Annotated in this window: 25 protein-coding genes and 3 pseudogenes; 16 read left to right on the top strand and 12 right to left on the bottom strand. The window is 55.3% G+C overall.

Annotated elements, in window-relative coordinates; all coding sequences use genetic code 11:
- From LBF07_RS22370 to LBF07_RS22355, 4 genes are read right to left on the bottom strand one after another with little or no spacing between them, the layout of a single operon-like run.
- Nucleotides 1–270: a hypothetical protein gene (locus tag LBF07_RS22370; RefSeq protein ID WP_199556851.1), complete on the bottom strand. Its 270-nt coding sequence runs from the start codon at nt 268–270 to the stop codon at nt 1–3.
- A 32-nt stretch (nt 271–302) separates the two neighbouring features.
- Nucleotides 303–1,358 (bottom strand): major capsid protein, encoded by a 1,056-nt coding sequence (locus LBF07_RS22365; RefSeq protein ID WP_025913417.1) that lies wholly within the window; start codon nt 1,356–1,358, stop codon nt 303–305.
- The gene (locus tag LBF07_RS22360; RefSeq protein ID WP_094935865.1) at nt 1,355–1,816 is read right to left on the bottom strand and encodes a hypothetical protein; all 462 of its coding nucleotides are present in this window, start codon (nt 1,814–1,816) and stop codon (nt 1,355–1,357) included. Before LBF07_RS22360 ends, LBF07_RS22365 begins: the two co-directional genes overlap by 4 nt.
- Nucleotides 1,816–2,097 (bottom strand): hypothetical protein, encoded by a 282-nt coding sequence (locus LBF07_RS22355; RefSeq protein WP_224435095.1) that lies wholly within the window; start codon nt 2,095–2,097, stop codon nt 1,816–1,818. The genes LBF07_RS22360 and LBF07_RS22355 overlap by 1 nt, the downstream gene beginning before the upstream one ends.
- A 24-nt stretch (nt 2,098–2,121) precedes the next feature.
- Between LBF07_RS22355 and LBF07_RS22350 the strand changes: the two genes are divergently transcribed.
- The 3 genes and pseudogenes from LBF07_RS22350 to LBF07_RS22340 all read left to right on the top strand — a co-directional run bounded on the left by LBF07_RS22350 (nt 2,122) and on the right by LBF07_RS22340 (nt 2,841).
- Nucleotides 2,122–2,289, top strand: a complete 168-nt coding sequence (locus LBF07_RS22350; RefSeq protein WP_205745061.1) for a hypothetical protein — start codon at nt 2,122–2,124, stop codon at nt 2,287–2,289.
- Nucleotides 2,286–2,716 (top strand): annotated as a pseudogene (locus LBF07_RS22345) (regulator). The gene LBF07_RS22350 and the pseudogene LBF07_RS22345 overlap by 4 nt, the downstream one beginning before the upstream one ends.
- Nucleotides 2,713–2,841 (top strand): DUF1317 family protein, encoded by a 129-nt coding sequence (locus LBF07_RS22340; RefSeq protein WP_094935883.1) that lies wholly within the window; start codon nt 2,713–2,715, stop codon nt 2,839–2,841. Before LBF07_RS22345 ends, LBF07_RS22340 begins: the two are co-directional and overlap by 4 nt.
- On the opposite strand, the pseudogene LBF07_RS22335 reads toward LBF07_RS22340, so the two are convergent.
- Together LBF07_RS22335 and LBF07_RS22330 are read right to left on the bottom strand one after the other, a co-directional pair.
- A pseudogene (locus LBF07_RS22335) lies at nt 2,840–3,703 on the bottom strand (D-galactonate dehydratase family protein); the annotation flags it as partial. The gene LBF07_RS22340 and the pseudogene LBF07_RS22335 sit on opposite strands and share 2 nt — an antisense overlap.
- A gap of 110 nt (nt 3,704–3,813) precedes the next feature.
- Nucleotides 3,814–4,140: a YnfA family protein gene (locus tag LBF07_RS22330; protein WP_021241222.1), complete on the bottom strand. Its 327-nt coding sequence runs from the start codon at nt 4,138–4,140 to the stop codon at nt 3,814–3,816.
- Nucleotides 4,141–4,292: 152 nt separating this feature from the next.
- Between LBF07_RS22330 and LBF07_RS22325 the strand changes: the two genes are divergently transcribed.
- The gene (locus LBF07_RS22325; protein ID WP_023311550.1) at nt 4,293–4,631 is read left to right on the top strand and encodes a DUF1283 family protein; all 339 of its coding nucleotides are present in this window, start codon (nt 4,293–4,295) and stop codon (nt 4,629–4,631) included.
- Nucleotides 4,631–5,191 carry a spermidine N1-acetyltransferase gene (speG, locus tag LBF07_RS22320; RefSeq protein ID WP_023311549.1) on the top strand — a complete coding sequence of 187 codons (561 nt, stop codon included), beginning with the start codon at nt 4,631–4,633 and terminating at the stop codon, nt 5,189–5,191. Before LBF07_RS22325 ends, speG begins: the two co-directional genes overlap by 1 nt.
- A gap of 17 nt (nt 5,192–5,208) precedes the next feature.
- Here the strand turns inward: speG and LBF07_RS22315 are convergent, their stop codons facing one another.
- Nucleotides 5,209–5,919, bottom strand: coding sequence for a YnfC family lipoprotein (locus LBF07_RS22315; protein WP_033145401.1), 711 nt, complete (start codon nt 5,917–5,919; stop codon nt 5,209–5,211).
- A gap of 104 nt (nt 5,920–6,023) precedes the next feature.
- On the opposite strand from LBF07_RS22315, the gene LBF07_RS22310 reads away from it, so the two are divergent.
- The 3 genes and pseudogenes from LBF07_RS22310 to dmsD all read left to right on the top strand — a co-directional run bounded on the left by LBF07_RS22310 (nt 6,024) and on the right by dmsD (nt 9,567).
- Nucleotides 6,024–6,290: a DUF1161 domain-containing protein gene (locus tag LBF07_RS22310; RefSeq protein ID WP_094935885.1), complete on the top strand. Its 267-nt coding sequence runs from the start codon at nt 6,024–6,026 to the stop codon at nt 6,288–6,290.
- A 131-nt stretch (nt 6,291–6,421) separates the two neighbouring features.
- Nucleotides 6,422–8,859 (top strand): annotated as a pseudogene (gene ynfE, locus LBF07_RS22305) (selenate/tellurate reductase subunit YnfE).
- A 93-nt stretch (nt 8,860–8,952) separates the two neighbouring features.
- Complete coding sequence (gene dmsD / locus LBF07_RS22300; protein WP_094935886.1) at nt 8,953–9,567, top strand: Tat proofreading chaperone DmsD; 615 nt, start codon at nt 8,953–8,955, stop codon at nt 9,565–9,567.
- A 39-nt stretch (nt 9,568–9,606) separates the two neighbouring features.
- On the opposite strand, the gene LBF07_RS22295 is transcribed toward dmsD, so the two are convergent.
- Complete coding sequence (locus LBF07_RS22295; protein ID WP_094935887.1) at nt 9,607–11,322, bottom strand: SulP family inorganic anion transporter; 1,716 nt, start codon at nt 11,320–11,322, stop codon at nt 9,607–9,609.
- Between the two features lie 440 nt (nt 11,323–11,762).
- The gene (locus LBF07_RS22290; RefSeq protein WP_165771881.1) at nt 11,763–11,918 is read right to left on the bottom strand and encodes a hypothetical protein; all 156 of its coding nucleotides are present in this window, start codon (nt 11,916–11,918) and stop codon (nt 11,763–11,765) included.
- 255 nt (nt 11,919–12,173) lie between these two features.
- Between LBF07_RS22290 and LBF07_RS22285 the strand changes: the two genes are divergently transcribed.
- The 3 genes from LBF07_RS22285 to LBF07_RS22280 are packed head-to-tail and all read left to right on the top strand — an operon-like array spanning nt 12,174 to nt 13,920.
- On the top strand, nt 12,174–13,154 hold the full coding sequence (locus tag LBF07_RS22285) for an IS5-like element ISKpn26 family transposase (RefSeq protein ID WP_016156491.1): 981 nt from the start codon (nt 12,174–12,176) through the stop codon (nt 13,152–13,154).
- Nucleotides 13,136–13,342, top strand: a complete 207-nt coding sequence (locus LBF07_RS24785; RefSeq protein ID WP_354022654.1) for a hypothetical protein — start codon at nt 13,136–13,138, stop codon at nt 13,340–13,342. The genes LBF07_RS22285 and LBF07_RS24785 overlap by 19 nt, the downstream gene beginning before the upstream one ends.
- Nucleotides 13,343–13,371: 29 nt before the next feature.
- On the top strand, nt 13,372–13,920 hold the full coding sequence (locus LBF07_RS22280) for a hypothetical protein (protein ID WP_224435094.1): 549 nt from the start codon (nt 13,372–13,374) through the stop codon (nt 13,918–13,920).
- 123 nt (nt 13,921–14,043) lie between these two features.
- Here LBF07_RS22280 and LBF07_RS22275 read toward each other — a convergent pair whose 3' ends face one another.
- Nucleotides 14,044–14,880 carry a MipA/OmpV family protein gene (locus LBF07_RS22275; protein ID WP_094935329.1) on the bottom strand — a complete coding sequence of 279 codons (837 nt, stop codon included), beginning with the start codon at nt 14,878–14,880 and terminating at the stop codon, nt 14,044–14,046.
- A gap of 203 nt (nt 14,881–15,083) precedes the next feature.
- Between LBF07_RS22275 and LBF07_RS22270 the strand changes: the two genes are divergently transcribed.
- The 3 genes from LBF07_RS22270 to LBF07_RS22260 all read left to right on the top strand — a co-directional run bounded on the left by LBF07_RS22270 (nt 15,084) and on the right by LBF07_RS22260 (nt 17,766).
- On the top strand, nt 15,084–15,761 hold the full coding sequence (locus tag LBF07_RS22270) for a response regulator (RefSeq protein ID WP_047061714.1): 678 nt from the start codon (nt 15,084–15,086) through the stop codon (nt 15,759–15,761).
- Nucleotides 15,761–17,149: a HAMP domain-containing sensor histidine kinase gene (locus tag LBF07_RS22265; RefSeq protein ID WP_094935330.1), complete on the top strand. Its 1,389-nt coding sequence runs from the start codon at nt 15,761–15,763 to the stop codon at nt 17,147–17,149. The genes LBF07_RS22270 and LBF07_RS22265 overlap by 1 nt, the downstream gene beginning before the upstream one ends.
- Before the next feature lie 137 nt (nt 17,150–17,286).
- Nucleotides 17,287–17,766 (top strand): Rrf2 family transcriptional regulator, encoded by a 480-nt coding sequence (locus LBF07_RS22260; RefSeq protein ID WP_029739386.1) that lies wholly within the window; start codon nt 17,287–17,289, stop codon nt 17,764–17,766.
- A 97-nt stretch (nt 17,767–17,863) separates the two neighbouring features.
- Here LBF07_RS22260 and oqxB read toward each other — a convergent pair whose 3' ends face one another.
- Entirely contained in the window at nt 17,864–21,019 is a 3,156-nt protein-coding gene (gene oqxB / locus LBF07_RS22255; RefSeq protein ID WP_069302742.1) for a multidrug efflux RND transporter permease subunit OqxB, read from the bottom strand.
- 24 nt (nt 21,020–21,043) lie between these two features.
- The gene (locus tag LBF07_RS22250) at nt 21,044–22,219 is read right to left on the bottom strand and encodes an efflux RND transporter periplasmic adaptor subunit (RefSeq protein ID WP_094935331.1); all 1,176 of its coding nucleotides are present in this window, start codon (nt 22,217–22,219) and stop codon (nt 21,044–21,046) included.
- A gap of 336 nt (nt 22,220–22,555) precedes the next feature.
- Here LBF07_RS22250 and LBF07_RS22245 point away from each other — a divergent pair, with 336 nt between their 5' ends.
- Together LBF07_RS22245 and LBF07_RS22240 are read left to right on the top strand one after the other, a co-directional pair.
- A complete protein-coding gene (locus LBF07_RS22245) occupies nt 22,556–22,909 on the top strand; it encodes a helix-turn-helix domain-containing protein (protein ID WP_033145391.1) in 354 nt (117 codons plus the stop codon).
- Nucleotides 22,910–22,979: 70 nt separating this feature from the next.
- Nucleotides 22,980–23,297, top strand: a complete 318-nt coding sequence (locus tag LBF07_RS22240) for a YebG family protein (RefSeq protein WP_094935332.1) — start codon at nt 22,980–22,982, stop codon at nt 23,295–23,297.
- Nucleotides 23,298–23,615 lie beyond the last annotated feature (318 nt).

Raw genomic sequence — 23,615 nt, 5'->3', positions numbered from 1 at the left:
TTATTTCGCCTTTTTCGATTTAGCGGTGGTGTCTGCCTGCTCTGCCTGCTCTGCCTGCTCTGCCTGCTCTGCCTGCTCTGCAGATTTATCGTCAGCACCAGGTGTGGCAACTTCAAGCTCCTGCTCTTCAACTTCGCTAACGACCGATACGCGACCAGCGAAAGCTGGCGGCACATCAACCGCAACAAACTCATGACCAACCGGCAGTTGCTGGAATACGCCGTTAATCGTTCCCCAGCAACCAGCCTTCTCGACTTTTAACTTTTTCATGCTCTCTCCCGAAGAAAAGGGGCCGAAGCCCCTTAACCCTGTGCGTTGAACACTTTAGAGCGACCGTTGAAATCGCGCTTAATCTGCAGACCGACAGCACTCCAGACCAGAGTGTTGTAGTTGTCGAACGGATTCTGGCGCGGGATCATGAAGGTGCCCACCGGCGCGGCAATACGCGTCTTGATGTACTGCGAATTGCGCACGTACGCGATGAAGTGGTTACCAGTCAGCTTAAAGGTCTGGTTAACAGACTCGATACGGCCGTAGCGCAGGATGTACTCCAGCACGGTGCCTTCTTTGAAGCCGGCAGCGGAGGAATATGGTTTGCTCATGTTGCGCATGATGTCAGGCGACACCCACACCTTCACCTTCTCCTGCACGTAGTTATCGTCCAGGAGCTTAGCGAACGGGCCGGTGAAGAATGCGACCATCTCGTCAGGGGTGGCGGTGGTCAGGTCGATATTCAGACCGGACGCACTCAGATCCACCTGGTTGGTGTTGGCGTGGTTGGTGATGCCTGCGCCGACATACCCCTTCACCTTCACTTTCGCGTCACCAGACAGCATGTAGTCGGCCATATCCTCGCGGATGGCTGCAACGTGCGCTTCCTGGTCATCTGCCATTGCGTCAAGATTTTCGGACTGCATGCCGTTCCACTCACGCCATTCACGGCTGTAGCCGGTGTTGAAGATCGGGATTGGGTCACCAGCTTCGTCGTAGATGACTTTATCCAGTTCTTCCGGAACGTGGCCCGTCAGTGTGCGATGAACCTTGCCCGCGTCACTGGAGACGCGGTAAAGCGCAGCTGTCTTGCCGATAGAGATCGGCGTACCGAGACCGAGCAGATCATCCAGCAGGCCGTTGCCTTCGTCATTACGGAAGACTCGGGTAGTGATGTTATCCACTTCACGCCAGTAGTCTTTGGAGATCAGCGCAGCCTGGTTAACTTCCAGTGCGCCGCCATACTGGGCGGAAATAGTGTTCTGGTTGATGTTGAAGGACTCACGCTGCATCAGCAGCTGATTCCACGCCTGCTTTACCTGGTTATATTCAGTAACCAGCTTTTTGTTGAATACGATCATGCTCATGCGGTTGCTTTCCCTGATTTGCGAACTTTCACGAGCTGAGCTTCTGCGCCAACGGTGATTTTTTCGCGTGAATAAAAGAGGACCTGGTCGGTGGCTGGTGTGGTCGACTTGGCCAGCGTGCCGTCACCGGCAGAAACCAGGCCTTCGTTTTCCAGCAACACTTCGCCTGCTTTGACCAGCATGTGGTAATCCACATCGTCTTCGCACATGATGGCCGCGCCGGTATCACCGGCAGGAACCGCATCGCGAATGTCACCACCGCCGATATAGTTATGCTGAAGAGCCAGAGCAACGCCTGCGCCACCAGCGACATTGTGAACAGCCAGTTTCCCGGTGCTGTCGAGCATCACCAGTGAGCCAGGTTTCGCGGCTGCCGCCATGATTGCTTCAATGACCTGTGGGTCATTCTTACGGGCCGGGCCCGCGATTACCGTATGGAAACGAGGTGCGAGAGCCATTATTCAGGTGCCTCCATGTTAAGGATTTCGCTCTGAGCGCCATTCCCCTGGAATGCAGGGTTCAGACCGGTGCTGGTCTGGCACTGTGAGTACAAGTCGTTCAGCGCTTCGCCAGCCAGCGAGTTGATCGCCGCTTCAGTCATGAACGAGAATTTCGCTTTAACCGCATCGCGCTTGGCTTTCAGTTCGCCTTCTGCGTTCGCCTGCAGCTGGGTTTCAAGCTTGCTCAGCTTTTCGTTCAGCGGGGTGATCCGGCATACAGATGGCAACTGGTCGGTCACCTTGATTGCTCTGGCAGGGATTGGGTGGACTTCATCAGCTACTGCTCAGACTTCCCGGACGGTAAACAGCTCATCGTCTATCGCCTTACAGCTGCTGAATGTGAAACAGAAATAGCCCGGCTACGCGCGCGCCGAAAAGACTTCCTCGAACTTGTTGCGGACACGAAGCACCGCATTCTGGAGCTCGAATGAAACGCACACCCTTCTACCGCAGGCCCGGGCGAACCGGGCAATTCTCCGGCCTCCGTGAACGAGTTATCTGGATGATTCAGACGCGCGGCCGCCCGGTAACCGGCAGCGAAATCGCTGAGAAGTTTGGGGCGTAACGCTCATCGAGTTCAACCGGGTCGCCAACGGCATCACCCGCGGTTCCGGGCAAATAGCGCAAATTGTCGCGTCGGAAACATGGCTCAACGAGGACGGTATCTGCGACCGGACATTTAGCCTGGCAAGCAAGCCAAAGGTCGTAACGCCGCAGGGTAAATCGCGGCTGTTCACCCGGCGCGCCATAGAGCAATCGCAGGAAGGCCGACGGCAGGAGTGCATTGCGCGTGCCGCCCGCCGTCGTCGGCTGATTGCTCAGGGCCTCTACATCGACGAAATGGAGTCCATCCTATGACTCACGCTCACGACGACATCAGGGTTGGCACACTGTGCCTTCCCTTCATTGGTAACGGCTGGCTAATGCCATGGGGTGAAGTGGTCAGCAATCCATTAAAAGCGCAGCGGCTAGCTGAGGAATAATGGTGGTGCGGATATAGTCGATGAGCTGCTCTTCGATGAGCTGCTTGCAGTCCCAGATGCTGTTAAACACTTCGCCCACGGCAATTGGCGTGACGGTGTGCTGGCGAATGAGGCGGAAGCAGGCCTGGTTTTCCGCAGGCGTTGGATCTTCCATCCAGAACATGCGGAATTCCTCGATGCTCTTGCCGAATCGCGCCGCTTCGATTGGCGTCAGGCGGTGGTGCATGTCATGCAGAAGATGCTCATTGAAGCCGAATTTACTGCGCACCGCGTCGAACAGCTTTGGTGTGAAATCGAGGTATTTTTCGGTGGACCAGAGCTGCTCTTCCGGCCAGTCGCCTTTGGTCGCAGGCTCGTAGGCCAGCCCTTTCCCTTTGGCCATGCCGTAGGTGGTTTTCATGCCCGGCACCCCGCACTGAACGCGGATCGCCTTGAAGCCCATCTCTTTATGGCGGGCGTAATCTTCCAGCACGTCGTCAATGGTGTGACCGGTCGTGTGGCAGTAAACCATCACGCCTTCGCGGGATGCGCCGCCCAACAGCTGGTAGAGCGGCATGTTGGCCGCTTTGGCTTTGATGTCCCACAGCGCCATGTCCACGGCGGAGATGGCCGACATGGTGACCGGGCCGCGACGCCAGTAGGCGCCCTTATAGAAAAACTGCCAGATGTCTTCGATGCGGTGCGCATCGCGGCCAATCAGCTGCGGGCAGAGATGGTCTTTCAGGTAGGAAGCCACGGAGAGTTCACGCCCGTTCAGCGTAGCGTCACCGAGGCCGACAATCCCCTCGTCGGTGGTGATTTTAAGGGTGACAAAGTTCCGCCCCGGGCAGGTAACAAACACGTCAGCCGCGACAATCTTCATAATTCCTTTCCTTACATCATTCGTTGTGATGCTGGAAACTTACCCACTAACCAGACTACCATACAAGTATAATGATCATAAAATCCGCTAACGATCACAAAACCGGGGGCTCAGGCCCGCCCCCATCCCGCCACAATAATCAGCATTCCGCACAGGGCAATCAGCGCGCCTGCCCAGTCGTACGCGCTGAGCTTGACGCCGTCCACCACGCGTAGCCACAGCAGCGCGGTACAGACATAGACACCACCGTAAGCAGCGTAGACGCGGCCGCTCGCGGCCGGATGCAGCGTTAACAGCCAGACAAACAGAGCCAGCGCGACGCTTGCCGGGATGAGAAGCAATACGGATCCCCCCTTCTTCAGCCAGAGCCAGGGCAGGAAGCAGCCGATGATTTCGCATAGCGCGGTGGCAAAAAAAAGCAGCGTCGTTTTGAGCATATTTCACGTCAGGTGAGGATCTATTTAGACATCATACCTGATGATATCCTTTACTTTTCCATACTTGCACCGCGGGTATGCCGTCTTTTCGCTTTGGTGTAGAATCTGTTCGGGGTAACTTGATTATCTGCACCCGTTTAAAAGGAAACGCTATGACCACATTAAGCAAACGCCTTTGTCTGACAGCCCTGCTGGCGCTGTCATCGTTCGCCTTTGCCGCCTCTGCGACAGCGGAAACCAGCAAGCTCATTATTGAGTCTGGTGACAGCGCGCAAAGCCGCCAGAACGCCGCCATGGACAAAGAACAATGGAATGACACCCGCAGCCTTCGTCACAAGGTCAACAAACGTGCTGAGAAAGAGTGGGACAAAGAAGATGTCGCTTTTGACGCGCGCGATAAGTGTCAGCAAAGTGCAAACGTCAACGCCTACTGGGAGCCAAACACCCTGCGCTGCCTGGATCGCCGCACTGGCCGCACGGTAGCCCCGTAATGTCGGCGCCCTGCGACGTTAAGCTTCGCCCGCTGGAGCGCGAAGACCTGCGCTTCGTCCACCAGCTGGACAATAACGCCAGCGTAATGCGCTACTGGTTCGAAGAGCCGTACGAGGCCTTTGTTGAGCTGTCCGATCTCTACGATAAGCACATTCACGATCAGAGTGAACGTCGTTTTGTGGTGGAGTGTGAAGGCGAAAAAGCCGGTCTTGTGGAGCTGGTTGAAATCAACCATGTTCACCGTCGGGCGGAGTTTCAGATCATTATTTCCCCTGAGCATCAGGGAAAAGGCCTTGCCTCACGGGCAGCGAAGCTGGCAATGGATTACGGATTCAACGTTCTGAATCTCTACAAGCTTTACCTGATTGTGGATAAAGAGAACGAGAAAGCGATCCATATCTACCGCAAGCTGGGCTTTATGGTGGAAGGCGAGCTGATTCACGAGTTCTTTATCAACGGCGAATACCGCAATACCATTCGCATGTGCATCTTCCAGCATCAGCACCTGGCCGGACACAAGCCGTCAGGCGCCAGCCTGCTGAAACCGACCGCGCAGTAACCTGCGCGGTTTTATTCTCAGTAGTATTCAATCGTGTTTTTGATGGTGTATTTGTGCTCAACGGCAGGTTTGACGCTATCGTCGGTGATCGTCAGATCGCAGCTCACCGGATTATTGTGTCGATCGTAATCGCAGCTCTGCTTCACGTTACCCAGCGGCTTGTCATTCAACATGCTCACTGCCGAGTAATCCATTCTTTTGCGAACGTCTTTAGACGGCGTCGACTGCACGGACAGGTGCTGATCCCCCGAGACGGTGGTTTTGCCCAGCGGGTAGCCATCCGCATCGTAACGATACTTCACTTCCATCTCTTTGCCGTGCGCCGCCACCACAAAACCGTTGTCGTCGGTATCCCACGTTATCCCGGCTGACGGCAGTTCGGCCAGCTGGCATTTCCCCTGCAGCTTCACTTTTCGCTGCTGGGTTTCCGCATCAAGGTAGTAATTGGCATCCAGCACCAGCGCCACGCCGGTATTGGCCTCCAGGTCGTGCAGTTCCAGGGTATCGAAACACCCTTCCGCCGACACGGTGCCGGTCACCCGTTTGGACACTTCGCCCTTCTCGTTGAGCAGCGTCTGGGTGAAGTCTTTCACCGGGCCGCGCAGCGGATCAAAATCAAATTCGTTCGAGAAACTCGCCATCTCGGGCGTAAACGACAGCGGCGCGGAGCTGTTGTCGCACCCCACCAGTGTTGCTGCCAGTAGCGTTATCGCTGCGTATTTCTTCACATTTATTACCGTACAGGGAGATTATTCCCAATCATATTAGCAAATACAGTTGTTTACACGAAGCCTGCTAAAATTAATCTCTACACAGAGAAAAGGAGCTAGAGATGAAACGGTTACCCTGGATTACCGCCCTGCTGTTAATGAGTGCCTCAACGGCCGCGCTGGCGGCACCGGATTCCTGCGAGCGCGTGAAAAGCGACATTCAGCAGAAAATTATCAACAACGGCGTGCCTGAATCAAGTTTTACGCTGAGCATTGTGCCGAACGACCAGGCTGACCAGGCGGGCACGCAGGTGGTAGGCCACTGCGCCAACGACACCTTTAAAATTTTGTACACCCGCACAGGCAACGGGGCTGCTGAAGCGCAGTAATTTACCCTCAATCCCCTTTGACTTGATGAGGATTAAGATTTAATACCCCCAAATCAGTAACACTCACCCCATCATTAGCCCGGTTATCATTTCGGGAAAAATAATACGTAATTATAATGATGGGGTGAGCCATGTCCGATACTGAACATCACGGCGGAATTAGCCGTCGAACTCTCGTGAAATCTACGGCAATAGGGTCTCTGGCGCTGGCCGCCGGTGGGATCTCACTTCCTTTCGGCTTAAAAAGCGCCGCCGCGGCGGTGAAGAACGCCGTTCAGCCTGCTGAAGATAAAGTGGTATGGGGCGCCTGCTCGGTCAACTGCGGCAGCCGCTGCGCGCTGCGTCTGCACGTCCGCGACGACGAAGTGTACTGGGTCGAAACCGATAACACCGGTGAAGATATTTACGGTAACCATCAGGTGCGCGCCTGCCTGCGCGGTCGTTCTATTCGCCGTCGGATCAATCATCCCGATCGTCTCAACTACCCTATGAAACGCGTGGGCAAACGCGGAGAAGGCAAGTTCGAGCGCATCACGTGGGATGAAGCGCTTGACGCCATCACCGCCAGCCTGAAAGAGGTGGTTAGCAAATACGGCAACGAAGCGGTTTACATCAACTACTCTTCCGGCATCGTCGGCGGCAATATCACCCGCTCCTCACCTTACGCTTCGCTGGTGGCGCGCCTGATGAACTGCTACGGCGGTTTCCTGAGCCACTACGGCACCTACAGCACGGCGCAAATCGCCTGCGCGATGCCCTACACCTACGGCAGCAACGATGGCAACAGCACCTCGGATATTGAAAACAGCAAACTGGTGGTGATGTTCGGCAATAACCCGGCGGAAACCCGCATGAGCGGCGGCGGGATTACCTATTATCTGGAGCAGGCCCGCGAGCGATCCAATGCGCGCATGATCGTTATCGACCCGCGCTATACCGATACGGCAGCCGGACGCGAAGATGAATGGATCCCGATCCGTCCGGGTACCGATGCCGCGCTGGTGGCGGGAATCGCGTGGGTATTGATCGACGAAAACCTGGTCGACCAGCCGTTTCTGGATAAATACTGCGTGGGCTATGACGAAAAAACGCTGCCGGAAGGCGCGCCCGTAACGGCCACTACAAAGCATACATTCTCGGCCAGGGCGATGACAACACGGCGAAAACGCCGGAGTGGGCCTCACGCATCACCGGCATTCCTGCGGATCGCATCATCAAACTTGCTCGTGAAATCGGCTCCGCGAAACCGGCCTATATCTGCCAGGGCTGGGGACCACAGCGCCAGGCGAACGGCGAGCTGACGTCTCGCGCCATCGCCATGCTGCCGATCCTCACCGGAAACGTCGGCATCAACGGCGGTAACAGCGGCGCGCGCGAGTCGACCTACACCATTACCATCGAACGTATGCCGATACCGGATAACCCGGTCAAAACGCAAATCTCCTGCTTCAGCTGGACGGACGCCATCGCCCGCGGGCCGGAGATGACCGCCTTACGCGACGGCGTGCGTGGTAAGGATAAGCTGGACGTGCCGATTAAGTTCATCTGGAACTATGCGGGCAACACCATCATCAACCAGCACTCTGATATCAATAAAACTCACGAGATCCTACAGGATGAAAGCAAGTGCGAAATGATTGTCGTCATCGACAACTTCATGACCTCGTCAGCGAAGTACGCCGATATCGTGTTGCCGGACCTGATGACCGTCGAGCAGGAAGACATTATTCCTAACGATTACGCCGGGAACATGGGCTACCTGATTTTCCTCCAGCCCGTGACCGCGCCGAAGTTCGAGCGTAAGCCGATCTACTGGATCATGAGCGAAGTGGCGAAACGCCTCGGGCCGGATATCCTTCAGAAATTCACCGAAGGACGCACGCAGGAACAGTGGTTGCAGTTCCTGTATGCCAAAATGCTCGAGAAAGATCCTCAGCTTCCTTCCTATGACGAGCTGAAAAAAATGGGTATTTATAAGCGTAAAGATCCGAACGGACACTTTGTGGCCTATAAAAAATTCCGCGAGAACCCGGAAGCCCATCCGCTTAAAACGCCATCGGGCAAGATTGAGATTTACTCCAGCAAGCTGGCGGAGATTGCGGCTACCTGGGAGCTGGCAAAAGATGAGACCATCAGCCCTCTGCCCGTCTACGCGTCGACCTTTGACGGCTGGGATGCGCCCGAGCGCGCGCAGTTCCCGCTGCAGCTGTTCGGCTTCCACTTCAAGGCCCGTACCCACTCGAGCTACGGTAACGTCGACGTGCTGAAAGCGGCCTGTCGCCAGGAGGTGTGGCTTAATCCTGTCGATGCAGCAAAACGCGGCATTAAGAACGGCGATACGGTGCGCGTATTTAACGATCGCGGCGAGGTGCGAATTGAAGCGAAAGTCACGCCACGCATCATGCCCGGCGTGAGCGCCATGGGCCAGGGAGCGTGGCATGATGCCAATATGAATGGCGATCGTATCGATCACGGTTCATGCATCAACACGCTGACGACCCATCGACCTTCTCCGCTGGCAAAAGGCAACCCGCAGCACACCAATCTGGTGCAGATTGAGAAGGTGTAGAGGGTGAAACGCGAGACCCTGGTTTATTCTATGGTCAGTATTATCGGTTAACACAGTCGCGCGGGCGTCATCCGCGCGAGCAAGGAAAGTTTAATGAAAGACGTCTCACATCGTGAATCGTTCGCGTTCAGCGCCCGGGTGCTGGGCGCGCTGTTTTATTTCGCTCCCGACAGCGAGCAGGCCGCGCCGCTGGTGAAAGCGCTCACCGCTGGCGAATGGGTTCAGGACTGGCCCCTGCCTTCGGAAACGCTGCAGCCCGTTGCCGATACGTTTGCTTCATCTTCCGATGAGCCGCTGACGGACGCCTGGCAACGGCTGTTTATTGGTCCGTATGCCCTGCCCGCTCCGCCGTGGGGTTCCGTCTGGCTGGACCGTGAATCCGTATTGTTTGGCGACTCGACCCTCGCGCTGCGCCAGTGGATGCGTGAGAACAATATCGCGTTTGAGATGCAGCAAAATGAGCCGGAAGATCATTTCGGTACTTTGCTGCTGCTCGCAGCGTGGCTGGCCGAGAACGGCCGCGAAGCGGAGTGCGATCGGCTTCTGGCGTGGCACCTGCTGCCGTGGAGCACCCGCTTCCTGTCGGTGTTTGTCGACAACGCCGGGCATCCGTTTTATACCGCGCTGGGCAGGCTTGCGCAGCTGACGCTCGCGGACTGGCGATCTGGGCTGCTTATTCCGGTTGCGGAAAAAACGCTGTATCGCTAAGGGTGTGGCTTGCTCGCGGTCGGCGGGCAAGCCTTTAGCTTATACCTCGCCACCTGATTCACTCGCACTCTCTTTGCTTTGAATGAACCGAAGTGCCAGATAGAGGTCTGGCGCCAGAATCATGTCATCATCATTCATTGTTGGCCGGCTATCTTTAAACCAGCGCGTTAATTCCGTTTTTCTGCCCGCAAGGATTAACATAATCTCTCGACCTTTCAGATCGCGCTTTAACTCATTTATGGTTGCCAGAACGCTGATATCTGAATAGGTGAAGCATGCAACGGCATCAATGACCACCCATTTAGGCTGTACTGCTGCACCATCAACCAGGTTCAATACCCGACGTTTAAAATAAGCCACGTTAAAATAGGTCAACGGGGAGTTAAATCGATACATCAGCACGCCCGGGACCATTTTAATATCGGTTGTATTCCCTAATGAGTGAATCATTCCATTTTCGTCAGTTCCCAGTAAATGCTCGGAGGGACGAAACACCGTACGCAGGAACTGTAACAGGCCAAGCAACACCGCAAGGCCGATCCCCTGGATGACGCCGATAATTAACACACAGCCAAACGTGAAGAAGGCCAGGCGAAATGCCTGTTTATTTCTTCGCCTCAGATTCCATAACCCGCGCAGATCAATTAATGACCAGGATGCGTACATCAGAACAATACCTAATGCAGATACCGGAATAAATTGTAATGGCTGAGTGAAAAACACCACTACGATACCGATAAGTAAGGCTGCGACGATGGAAACCAGCTGGCTTTTCCCACCCACTGAATCATTAACCGCTGTCCGGGAATCGGCTCCACTGATAGCAAACCCCTGAGATAACCCAGACATAATGTTCGCAATACCCAGCGCTCTGAACTCTGCATCAGCATTAATTTCATAGCCATTTTTCGCGGCGAAACTGCGGGCGGTCAGCATCAGGCTGACAAAACTGACCAACGCCAGGTTCAGTGCCGGGATCACTAAATCACGCATCGGACCGGGCTGGAAAGCGCCCCAGTCAACGCCGGGTAAACCAGGCTGGAAGCCTTCACCCCCAATAGTGGCAATACCGTACTGTTGCGCAGATGTCGCCCATACCAGTAGCGTTGTCATCACAATGGCAATCAACGGTGCCGGCCAGTGGCTGCGATACGTTTTGATCGCCATTAAAATAATTAACGTTAAAAGCGATATGCCAACGGTTAATAAATGGCTTTCTGAAAGACGGCCTGGCAAGGCCATTATTTTCTCAATAACCTGCGCTTCGTCGAGTTTTATCCCCAACACCTTGCCTAATTGCCCGACAATAATCGTCACGGCAACGCCATTAAGCAAACCCGTAAGGATGGGATGTGAAAGCAGATCGGCAAGTGCGCCCAGGCGGAATTTACTGGCAAGCAGGCACCACCCGCCCATCATCAACGTCATGATAATGGTCAGCTGCCAGTGCAGTTCGGAATTACCTGCAGAAAGAGGAAACACGACGGCAGCAATCACCGCGCAGGTCGTGGCATCAGGGCCCACAATAAGCTGACGTGAAGAACCAAAGAGTGCATACGCTATCATCGGTAAAACGCAGGAATAGAGCCCCACTATTGCCCCAACACCCGCCAATTCAGCATAAGCAATAGCCACGGGTAGCGCGACAGCCGCAACGGATAACCCGGCTTTAATATCATGTTTTAGCCAGCTTTTATCGTAGGCTAACAAAGTTTGTAAACCTGGCATGAAGTTTAGCAATTGTTTTCCGAACACGTTGTTCTCCGGATAGGGATATTAGCCACGTCATGCTGGCACACTTCTCAGTGAGGTTCTGGCTTTCAAATGCTCCGGATTAAGGCGCCACTGTTCAGAATCTAATAACAGTTGAACTATTTATTATTCTGACTGGTATTAAACATAGTTCAAAAACGACCGCTTGTGACTATTCTTCGTCTGGGAACGTATCTGCTTCAGGAGAATAATGCTGACAAACGCATGCCAGCTTATGCCCGCCAGGATCGCGCAGATAGGCAACATAAAAATCGGGGCCGTATGCGGTTCGTGTCCCTGGCATGCCTTCACTCCTCCCTCCCGCAAGAAGGCCTGCCGCATGGAAACGTCTGACAAGCTCCGCGTTAGCTGCACGGAATGCGAACATTGTCCCGTTTCCCGCCGTTGCGGGTTGTCGGTCAAATGGAGGACAAATACAGAAGCTAAACCCCCTCATCCGGATTATTTTCATCTCCCCACATTGCCCAGTCCTCGGTCCAGGCAGGCAAACGTGAATAGCCAAGCACGTTAAAAATCGCGTCATAAAACGCCACGGCGCGCTGAAGATCATTTGTACCTATGGTGATATAAGTCAGCATCTTGCCACCTCCTCTTTGCCGTTTTCTGAACAGCGATTATACCTCAGAGTCTATGATTTTAGCGGCGGTAAAAGGCTGATTTTCACTCCTGTAAGCGCGTGGGGTAAGGGTTCTCAGAACATGTCCTATCGTAATTTCAGCCCCCAATCCGTGACGTGAATATCTCGAGTTTTGGTATGTATGCTAAGGAAGGTGCGAACAAGTTCCTGATATGAGATCATCATATTCATCCGGAGCGCATCCCAGAGGGACATCATGAGCCATCAACTCACCTTCGCCGATAGTGAATTCAGCACTAAGCGCCGTCAGACCCGAAAAGAGATTTTCCTCTCCCGCATGGAGCAGATTCTGCCATGGCAGAATATGACCGCTGTCATCGAGCCGTTTTATCCCAAGGCGGGCAATGGCCGACGGCCCTATCCGCTGGAGACCATGCTGCGTATTCACTGCATGCAGCATTGGTACAACCTGAGCGACGGTGCCATGGAAGATGCCCTGTACGAAATCGCCTCCATGCGCCTGTTTGCCCGATTATCCCTGGATAGCGCCCTGCCGGATCGCACCACCATCATGAATTTCCGCCACCTGCTCGAGCAGCATCAACTGGCCCGTCAATTGTTCAAGACCATCAATCGCTGGCTGGCCGAAGCAGGCGTCATGATGACCCAAGGCACTTTGGTGGATGCCACCATCATTGAGGCACCCAGCTCGACCAGGAACAAAGAGCAGCAACGCGATCCGGAGATGCATCAGACCAAGAAAGGCAATCAGTGGCACTTTGGCATGAAGGCCCACATTGGTGTCGATGCCAAGAGTGGCCTGACCCACAGCCTGGTCACCACCGCGGCCAACGAGCATGACCTCAATCAGCTGGGTAATCTGCTTCATGGAGAGGAGCAATTTGTCTCAGCCGATGCCGGCTACCAGGGAGCGCCACAGCGCGAGGAGCTGGCCGAGGTGGATGTGGACTGGCTGATCGCCGAGCGTCCCGGCAGGGTAAAAACCTTGAAGCAGCATCCGCGCAAGAACAAAACGGCCATCAACATCGAATACATGAAAGCCAGCATCCGTGCCAGGGTGGAGCACCCGTTTCGCATCATCAAGCGGCAGTTCGGCTTCGTGAAAGCCAGATACAAGGGGCTGCTGAAAAACGATAACCAACTGGCGATGTTATTCACCCTGGCCAACCTGTTTCGGGTGGACCAAATGATACGTCAGTGGGAGAGATCTCAGTAAAAACCGGAAATAACGCCAGAAATGGTGGAAAAAATAGCCTAAATAGGCTGATTCGATGTGTTTGCGGGAAAAAAATCGGCCCAGATCCGCGAAATTTTAATCAGCGAGTCAGCTTGGGAAGAAATGACCTGCTTATTCGCACCTTCCCTAAAATTTATCCAGCTGAAGACCGAAAACAGTCCTTATAATTTCAGTACGTTAGCCAAAGTGAGCGAATATGGATAATATTCCACATAAGCAGACAGTTCGGAAAAGATGCCCCACATGGCTGTGGTGCGGAAGTTTTTATCTTTTTACGTTGTATTGCTCTGCAGATGAAATAAATCTGTATTCAATAAACACCGGCTCATACGTTTATCATCTGACGCATAATCGAGGACAATACACGGAGAACTTTGAAAATAAGTTCATATCCGTGGAGAGGAAATTATCGGATACGTCGAAATACAGTCTTGTGCTAGGGACAATGAAAAACAGCTTTAATGACAGATGCCTGGCAGCCGGCGTAAGAAGAGACTGGGCTGGATGGGATAACGGTTGGGTTTTTAAAGGAATCTATGGATATGTAGGTGAATTTTTCTTTGATACTTTCGATGATTGTGGTGACCATGGTTCATACCATGATTTTAAAAAAGCAACAGGGATAGGATTTTCGCCCTATATATATCATGGGCTCCAGTATAATTTTACGTCTTATTTTGGAATGGATGTGGGCATTATCATACCTTCCGTGTTTGTCATTACGGCACAATGGAGCTTTAGATAAATCCGTCAACCACGTGTGCAGTGCTGTAACTGTCTGCAAAGGGAACCGCCCCGCCATCTCAACCGGAGCGGCTTTAATTACCGCAAGTGCGTGCTCAAAACGTTAAGCCACCGCGGCCCACAATCAAAAACTGTACGTCACCTTCAAACTCCCCGTGGGCGATGTTTTGCGTTGCACAATGGGACTATCACCCGCATCCCCCGTCAGCTGCGTAACGCCCGCTGAGGCAAGGACGCTCCAGCGCGAGGTGAGCCTGTGGGTCCAGTCCAGATTCATCGAGTAGCTATAAATCCCGGCCCCGGCGTCATGTCGGGCAAAACCCGATGCGCTCGACTGAGCGGCGCTGACCCCATAGTAGGTCTGCATGTACTTGTCGGATCCCCAGCTGCCGGTCAGCGCCAGCGTCACCTCATTTTTGGGTGAGGTATAGAACGGGCTGGAAATGCCGAAATGCACCGCTTCACCGTTGTCCCTCTCAGAAACCGGAACCTCTGCCTGCAGCTGCAGGTGAAGCCAGTCGGTCACCCTGTACTCAAGCCCGGGCACAACGATTGCCGAGCCTTTTATCTCGCCCATTCCCCGCAGCTCGTCGCTGCCGGAGCTGATGGAATCGCTGCTCACGTCTTTATCTTTACGCCCAACTCGATAGCTCAGCGCGGCGCTGTAATCAAGATTGCCAAAGTTGTTGCCGTAACCGATCCCTCGCGTGGTGCCGATAAAGAAGCCGTTTGCCATGGCGTACTCCACCACCTGAGCTGCGGAAACGCGGGTTTTATCGGAACCCGAGTAGCGCGGCGCGACGTCCACGCCGCCCCCCAGGGTTAAGACGTTACCCTGGCTCTGTTCTGCCGCCAGTACGGGCGTAGCCAGTAACGCCAGAACGACGCCCGGCACGAGGTTTTTCAGGCTGCGGCCCGGAAGTAAATGGGGAAACGTATGACGCAGTTCGATGTTTCTCATTAAAGAAGCCCTTCTGGATTCAAATGATGACGATGCATGCGGTTAACCGCCAGAACGCCCATTTTGAATACCGACCCTAAGGTTCTTATGAGCCGAACATGAAGAAACACTGAAGCGCGAGCAGACGCTGTAAACCGGGCAGGTTTCCTGATACCGTTTTTTTCTTAAGATGTTCTTCATTCACGGTTGATACAGTTGCCAGTGTGAAAATTTTACTAATCGAAGACGACCTGGATCTCGGCAACGGCGTACGTATCGCCCTCTCCGATCAAGGGTTTGACGTCATATGGGTACGCCGCAAAGAGGATGCGCTGCATCAGCTGGACGTCTGCGTGCCGGAACTTATTTTGCTCGACCTGGGGCTGCCCGACGGCGACGGCATGAGCCTGATGGCGCGTTTGCGTCAGCAGCTCAAGGGGATCCCGGTCATCATTCTGACGGCGCGAGGCACGCTGCAGGATCGGCTGAGCGGGCTGGATGCCGGTGCGGACGACTATCTCGTCAAGCCATTTATTCTCGCCGAGCTGCTGGCGCGGGTGAGAGCCCTGGCGCGGCGCAGCTACGGTTTCGAGAATGAGGCGATAGAAATTCGGGGCCTATCGCTTCATGTTCCGACGCGCCGCGTGACGGTGAGCGCGCGCCACGTAGACCTGACGGCGAGTGAATATGCGCTGCTGGAAACGCTGATGCTGCGCGCTGACCGCGTGATTACGCGACGGTTTCTGGAAGAACGGATATTCGGTAACAAAGAGAACCTCAGCAATGCGCTCGACGTGCATATGGGAAATTTGCGGCGAAAAATTGGCGATGGCTATGTGCGAACGGTGCGGGGCGTCGGGTATGTCATTGATACCGTTTCAGTCCAGAAGGTGTCCGGGTAATGCAAAACGTCTGGTACCACCTGAGACGCCCAACGCTGGTACGGCGAATTATTATCGCCCAGTTGCTGCTGCTTACCCTGCTGTGGTGTCTATTTTTAACCTTTATTCTGTGGGAGGACCTGCGCAGCCCTCCCATCCTTACGGGCAGTCATACCTACGACACCCTTTTTATCCTGGTCGAGCGGATGGACGAACACCCGCAGGATCGCACCGCGGTGCTGGAAGCCTTTAGCAAGGCGCTGCGTGAGGGCTATGGCGGCGGCGAAGATCCCGCGCTGTCAATCAACTTCATCGTGCGCAAAAATAACGCGATTATTTTTTCATCGCCTGATGCGCCAACGGGGGTAACCAACACCCGGTTTGGGGAAATGCAGCGTGTTCAGAGCGATGGTCGTACCTGGACCAGCCGAACCCTTAAATCCGCTCATTCCGACGTGGAGGTTACCCTTTTCACCCCGGCCGGCGGCTGGAACTTCTTTATCTACCTGAACTCGCGCGGCTACTACATCATGCCGCTGCTGGTCTGCTTCCCTTTTCTTCTGTTTCCCGCGTGGCTGTCAATCCGCATTGCGATGCGCCCCTGGAACAAGGTGGTCAATGAAATTACGCTACGCACGCCTGACGATCTCTCCCCTTTAAAAGCCGTTCCCGGACACAGGGAGCTTCGCCAGATGGTGGATGCGATCAATGACTTCCTTGCCAGGGTGCGCGAAAGCGCGGAAAGGGAACGGGTTTTCATTGCGGATGCCGCGCACGAGCTGCGTACGCCCCTCGCGGCGATGCGCATCAACGTGGAAGCGCTGCAGTCCTGGGTCATCAGTGAGAGCCAGCAGGAACTGCTTGCGGGGGTGATTCGCAGCAACAGCCGGGCAGCGCGTCTCGTCAACCAGCTGCTGCTGATGATGCACAGCGAAGCGCGCATTGATACGGAAATGGAGACCGTGCCGCTGACGACGCTCATCCAGGAGCGAATGGCCGAGCTGGAACCGCTGGCGTCTGCGCGCAGGATTGAGCTGGAATTCTTCGCCGAGGATGACATCTGGATCCCCGGCGTCAGGGAACGCCTGGTGTCGCTTATTGATAACCTCATTGAGAACGCCGTGAAGTACAGTCCCGAGGGCGGGCGGATTCAGGTCGATGTCTGCATAGCAGATGGCTTCGCGCGGCTTCGCGTTTCAGATGCAGGGCCCGGTATCCCGGTTGAACTGCGCGAGCGCGTGTTCGACCGGTTTTTCCGTGACCCCAATCAGGTGCAAAGCGGGAGCGGGCTGGGGCTTGCCATCGTCAAAGCGGTGGCGCAGCAACACAACAGCAGCGTAAACCTGAGTACATCCGCTGAAGGTGGCCTGATGGTGACGGTTGACTTCCCGAACCGCACGTTTTGCTAAATCAGAACAGGGAGTTCGATCGCAAATGCCGCAGATTGCTTCAAAATAATTACCGTATTTGTTATATTGTTGTTTATTGCTTATTCACCTCTGCGGTGCCAAAAAGAACAAGATTCACCGCAACCCAGGACAGAAAAATGTTAGATTACCGCTTCCCGACAGCTTTGCAGATGGTTCTCAGCGTAGCGATGGCGGAGCAATTGGGTGAACGTTCCACGAGTGCGATTCTGGCCTACGGCCTGGAAGCGAACCCGAGCTTCATCCGCAAATTGATGGTTCCGCTGACGCGTGACGGCATCATCGTCTCAACGCTTGGCCGTAACGGCTCAATTCATCTTGGTCGCCCGCCGGAAGAGATCACCCTGCGCGACATCTACCTTTCGGTCATCGAAGATAAAAAGCTGTGGGCCTCGCGCCCTGACGTGCCGGCCCGCTGCGTGGTCAGCGCTAACGCCTGCTGGTACTTCAAATCGATATCCGAAGAAGCCGAGGAGGCTTCGTTAGCCGTACTGGCCCGCCATACCGTGGCAAGCGCCCTGGAAGCGGTTAAAAACGCCGATAGCAGCGGATGGGATCCCCTTCCGGACCTTATTGCCCAGTATCAAAAAACGTCTTAGCGAACTTGCCGGGTGGCGCTGCGCTAACCCGGCCTACATTCAGATGTAAAAAAACCGCCTTCACAATGAAGGCGGTTTTTTATTATCTGCAGCGTTCCTATGCGGGCAGAACGTCCCTTTCCTCTTTTTTCCCGCGCGTCACGAATTTACGCAGCGTCACGTAAAACACCGGCGTCAGGAATAGACCAAACAGCGTCACGCCCAGCATCCCGGAGAAGACCGTGATCCCGGTGACGCCGCGCACTTCTGCGCCCGCGCCGTGGCCGAGGATCAGCGGAATAGTCCCGGCAATAAAGGCGATGGAGGTCATCACAATCGGACGTAAACGCAGGCGGCACGCCTCCAGCGCGGCTTCCATAATGCCTTTGCCCTGAATTTCCAGCTCGCGAGCAAACTCCACGATAAGAATCGCGTTTTTACACGCCAGCCCCATCAGCACCACCAGCCCCACCTGCACGAAGACGTTGTTATCGCCACCGGTCAGCCAGACGCCAAACAGCGCGGAGAGCATCGTCATCGGCACGATGAGGATCACCGCCAGCGGCAGCGTCCAGCTTTCATACAGTGCCGCCAGGACCAGGAAGGCCAGCAGCACCGCGACCGGGAAGACGATCAGCGCCGTGTTGCCCTGCGTCGCCTGCTGGAAGCTCAGGTCCGTCCATTCAATGTTCATCCCGTTTGGCAGGATCTGCTTAGACATGGCGTCCAGCTGCGTCATCGCCTGTGAAGACGAGAGCACGCGCGGGTCGGCATCGCCAATCAGATCCGCCGCCGGGTAGCCATTGTAACGGATCACCGGATCCGGCCCGTAGGTGGTCGTGATTTTCACCATACTGCCAATCGGCACCATTTCGCCCTGACTATTACGGGTGCGTAAATTCGCAATATCTTCAACGCTGTCGCGGAACTGCCCGTCGGCCTGCGCCATCACGCGCCAGGTACGGCCGAACTGGTTGAAGTCATTCACGTACGACGAGCCCAGATAGGTTTGCAGCGTACCGAAAAGATCGGTCAGCAATACGCCCTGCGCTTTCGCCTTGTCACGGTCGACCTGCACGTCCAGCTGCGGAACGTTAGCCTGGTAGGTTGAAATCGGGAAGTGCATTCCCGGGGTCTGCATAATCGCGCCGGACATGGTGTTCACCGCGTTTTGCAGCGCGCCATACCCCAGACCGCCGCGGTCCTGGATGTACAGAGAATAGCCCGACCCCTGACCCAGCCCTAAAATCGGCGGCGGCAGGATGGAGAAGCCAAAGCCTTCCTGAATTTGCGCGATTTTCGCGTTAATCTCCGCGTTTATTTCCGCCGCAGTATGTTTGCGCTGGTCGAACGGCTTCAGGCCAAAGAAGACCGTTCCGGTATTCGGCGTATTGGTGAACTGCAGCGCGTTAAGCCCCGGGAACGCCACCGCGTAGTCCACGCCTTCGGTATTCATCCCGATTTCGCTCATTTTGCGGATCACCGCGTCGGTGCGCGCCAGCGACGAACCTTCCGGCATCTTCACGCCGCCAATCAGGTACAGCTTATCCTGCGTCGGAATAAACCCGCCGGGCACCGCTTTAAACATCACGCCAGCGGCACAGAGCAGCAGCAGATACACCACAAATACCGAGCCGCGTCGTCCCAGCGTTTTGCCCACCAGCCCCTGATAGCCGTTCGAGCTGCGGTGGAAAAAGCGGTTAAACGGACGGAAAATCCAGCCGAACAGACGATCGATAAGCCGGGTCGGGAAATCTTTCGGCGCGCCGTGCGGTTTTAACAGCAGTGCCGCCAGCGCCGGAGAGAGCGTCAGCGAGTTAATGGCGGAGATGACCGTGGAAATCGCGATCGTCACCGCAAACTGCTTGTAGAACTGACCGGTAACGCCCGAGAGAAACGCCATCGGCACAAACACCGCGCACAGCACCAGCGCAATCGCGATAATCGGCCCGGACACTTCGCGCATCGCCTGATGCGCCGCCGCAAGCGGAGCAAGCCCCTCTTCTATGTTTCGCTCGACGTTTTCCACCACCACGATGGCGTCGTCCACCACGATGCCGATGGCCAGCACCAGCCCGAACAAGCTCAGGGTATTCAGCGAGAAGCCGAGCAGGTAGAGAATGCTGAAGGTACCCACCACCGAAACCGGCACCGCGATCAGCGGAATGATCGACGCACGCCAGGTTTGCAGGAACAGGATCACCACCAGCACCACCAGCACCACCGCTTCCAGCAGCGTTTGCACCACCGCACGGATCGAATCGCGCACGAAAACGGTTGGATCGTAAGGTGCCGCCCACTTCATGTCCGCCGGGAAGCGCGTGGACAGTTCGTCCATTTTCGCGCGCACCGCGTTAGACAAATCAATGGCGTTCGCCCCAGGCGACTGGAAGATACCAATCCCGACCGCGTCTTTATTGTTCAGCTGGGAACGCAGCGCATAGCTGCCGGACCCCATTTCGATACGCGCCACGTCGCGCAGGCGGACCACCGTACCGTCCTGCGTCGTTTTCAGGACAATATTGCCGAACTCTTCTTCGGTATGCAGACGCCCCTGGGCGTTAATAGAGATCAGGAAATCGCTCTCTTTCGGCAGCGGCTCGGCGCCAAGCTGCCCGGCGGACACCTGCACGTTCTGCTCCTGCATCGCCGTCACCACGTCCGACGCGGTCAGCCCGCGGGCCGCCACCTTGTTGGGATCCAGCCAGACGCGCATTGCGTATTCACCCGAGCCGAAAATCTGGATCTGGCCGACGCCGGGCAGGCGCGCCAGCTCGTCCTTCACCTTCAGCGTGGCGTAGTTACGCATATACAGGGAGTCGTACTTACCGTTGGGCGAAAACAGATGCACCACCAGCGTTAGCGTCGGGGACTGTTTCTGGGTGGTAATGCCCAGGCGCCGCACGTCTTCCGGCAGACGCGCTTCGGCCTGCGCGACGCGGTTTTGCACCTGCACCTGCGCCTGATCCGGGTCGGTTCCCGGACGGAAGGTGACGGTGGTGACCAGCACGCCGTCGGAGCCCGCAACGGACTTCATGTACATCATGTTCTCAACGCCGTTGATCGCCTCTTCCAGCGGCGTCGCCACCGTCTCGGCAATCACTTTCGGGTTAGCGCCCGGGTACTCCGCGCGCACCTGCACGCTTGGCGGCACGACGTCAGGATATTCGCTCACCGGCAGTAGCGGGATGGCGATTAACCCTGTGATAAAAATCAGAATCGACAGCACCGCGGCAAAGATCGGCCTGTCGATGAAAAAGCGGGAAAAGTCCATGGATAGGATTCTCAGGTCAAGGGATCAGTTGAGGGCGCTGGTGGCGGTCATGGCAACGGTTTTCGCGTTAACCGGCATCCCCGGCATAAACACTTTCTGTAAACCCTCGACGATGACTTTATCGCCAGGGTTCAGCCCCTGCCGCACGATGCGTAAACCGTCGGCCAGACGGCCCGGCGTAATGTCACGGCGCTGCGCTTTCCCCTCTTTATCGACGATATAAACGTACTTACGATCCTGATCGGTCAGCACCGCTTTGTCGTCGATAAGCGTGGCTTTGAACTCCGCGCTGCCCGGCAGGCGGACGCGGGCAAAAAGTCCCGGCGTGAACTGACGCTGGGCGTTATCCAGCAGCGCGCGCATGCGGATGGTGCCGGTACTCGGCGTCAGCTGATTATCAAGGAAGTCCACCTTGCCCTGATGGGGATAGCCCTCCTCGCCCGTCAGGCCAATCTCAACCGGAAGCGCCGTGTGATTGCTGGACGCCCCCTGCCCGCTGCGGGCCAGATTCTGGTAGTGAAGGTAGGTCGACTCGTCCACGTCAAAGTAGACGTAAACCGTTTTCTGCGAGACCAGCGTGGTAAGAACGCTGGCGGTGTCGCCCGCAGTCACCAGGTTGCCGCTGGTGATCAGCGCCCGGCTGGCGCGACCGTCGATAGGCGCGGTGACTTTGGTGAAGTCCAGGTTGAGCTGCGCGGCGTCAACTGCCGCCTGCGCGGCACGAATATCGGCCTGCGCCTGAGTGGCGGCCGAACGACGCTGCTCCCACTCTTCACGGGAGACAACGTTGGTATTGACCAGCTTATCGGTACGGTTAGCCTCACTCTGCGCCAGGCTGGCCTGCGTTTTAGCTCTCGCCAGGTTCGCCTGCGCCTGTTCCAGCGCCGCGCGATAGGTTCGGTCATCAATCGTGAACAGCACCTCGCCCTTCTTCACTTCCTGGCCGTCGGTGTAATTCACTTTATCAATGTAGCCGGACACGCGCGGACGGAGCTGAACGCTCTCCACCGCTTCAATCCGGCCGTTAAAGCTATCCCACTGGCTAATGGATTTCACCACCACGTCAGCAGCGCTGACGGCGGGCGCAGGCGGCGCGGCGTTTTGCGCGACGCTGTTGTCGCATCCGACGAGCAGCACGGAGAGCAACATGATCCCCAGCGCGTTCAGATGAAAGTTACCCCAGTTTTTTTGCAGGCTCATTATTTTTATTCCGGTAATTGTCGCCGCCGGGCAAGACGCAGCAGGAGGCACTGCGCCACTTCCTTTGTCCGGTGGCTGTCTCAAGGCCATTTGTGTCGTTCATCGCCACAAAACTGTAACAGTTGCGAATACACTATCGCGGCGATTGTAGGAAGGCGCTTAACTAAGTGCAAGAATAATTGTTGCACTTTATGTGCTATTTGAGCGTATGTGAAAAGACCCGTTTCGGTCAGGGATTTAAATGCAACAATAAAACTTGCAATTAATACAAAAACGCGCCACCTTTTAATGCAACAGACAAAGATACCTTTTAACAGGCAGCGTGGGAGTAACCCGATGAACACTGGCGCATTTATGCATGATTTACTCGACTGGATCGACAACAACTTGGATAGCCGTCTGGACATTGAGTCCGTTGCCAGGCGATCCGGCTACTCAAAATGGCACCTCCAGCGCCTGTTTAAAGAGCATACGGGCTATCCCCTCGCCGGGTATATCCGTGCGCAAAAGCTGCAAAAATCGGTTGAGCGCCTAACCCGCAGCGATGAGCCGATTCTGAACGTGGCGATCGCGCTGGGCTTCGATTCCCAGCAGTCCTTCAACCGCAGCTTTAAGCGTCAGTATGGTCAGGCGCCCGGGGCGTGGCGGCGGAGTGTGGGTGGCCCGGAATCGCAGCAGCTTTGCCAGTAATGCATATTTTGCTGCAACTTCTATCGGGAGCTGCTATACTGTATATAAATACAGTATAGCGAGGTGCACGATGGCTGTTGAAACAAAATTTGTTGTCGTTAGAAAAGGTGAAGAGAAAATGACATTTGCCAGTAAGAAAGAGGCTGACGCTCACGACAAGCTGCTCGATATGGCAGACGCGTTCACCGACTGGCTGTTGCAAAGCGGAATGCAAATGGATGAAACGCAGGCTGAAAATCTTGGCCTGTATCTCGCCGAGCAGAAAGATACCGTGCAGCATATTCTGCGTACCAGCAAGCTTCCCGATCTCAATGCTTCAGCTGCAGCGGGTAAAACAGAATCCGATGTGGCTGACACGAAAAAAATCAGGGCCGTGAAAGCGGCCTGATTGTCAGAAAAACCATCACCGATCCCGGCGCCGTAAGCAGATAACTGCTTACGGCTTTTTTGCTGTCTGTCGGGATCCACTGCTGGTTGATGGTAACAATGTCATTGTTTCATATTCAGAACATAAATAAGGAGATGGCGTGCGCCAGGAAATGAAGGCGAAAATCATCAGGATCTGTGATTCAAAAATTGCCTCTTCAGAAACCTCGTCTCAGCCCTGTAACACGCTAAAGGGGAGTGGCAGGTGAGGACAAAACCGGAATATGCCCCCCCCCGCTCGATCAGGGCGGGAATTCTTCTACCACAGGCCATGACGACG

The organism is Enterobacter cloacae complex sp. ECL352, assembly GCF_020149545.1.
GTDB lineage: Bacteria > Pseudomonadota > Gammaproteobacteria > Enterobacterales > Enterobacteriaceae > Enterobacter > Enterobacter asburiae_B.
Note: the sequence above shows the minus strand (reverse complement) of the source record. Positions and strands in the feature narration are given on the sequence as shown.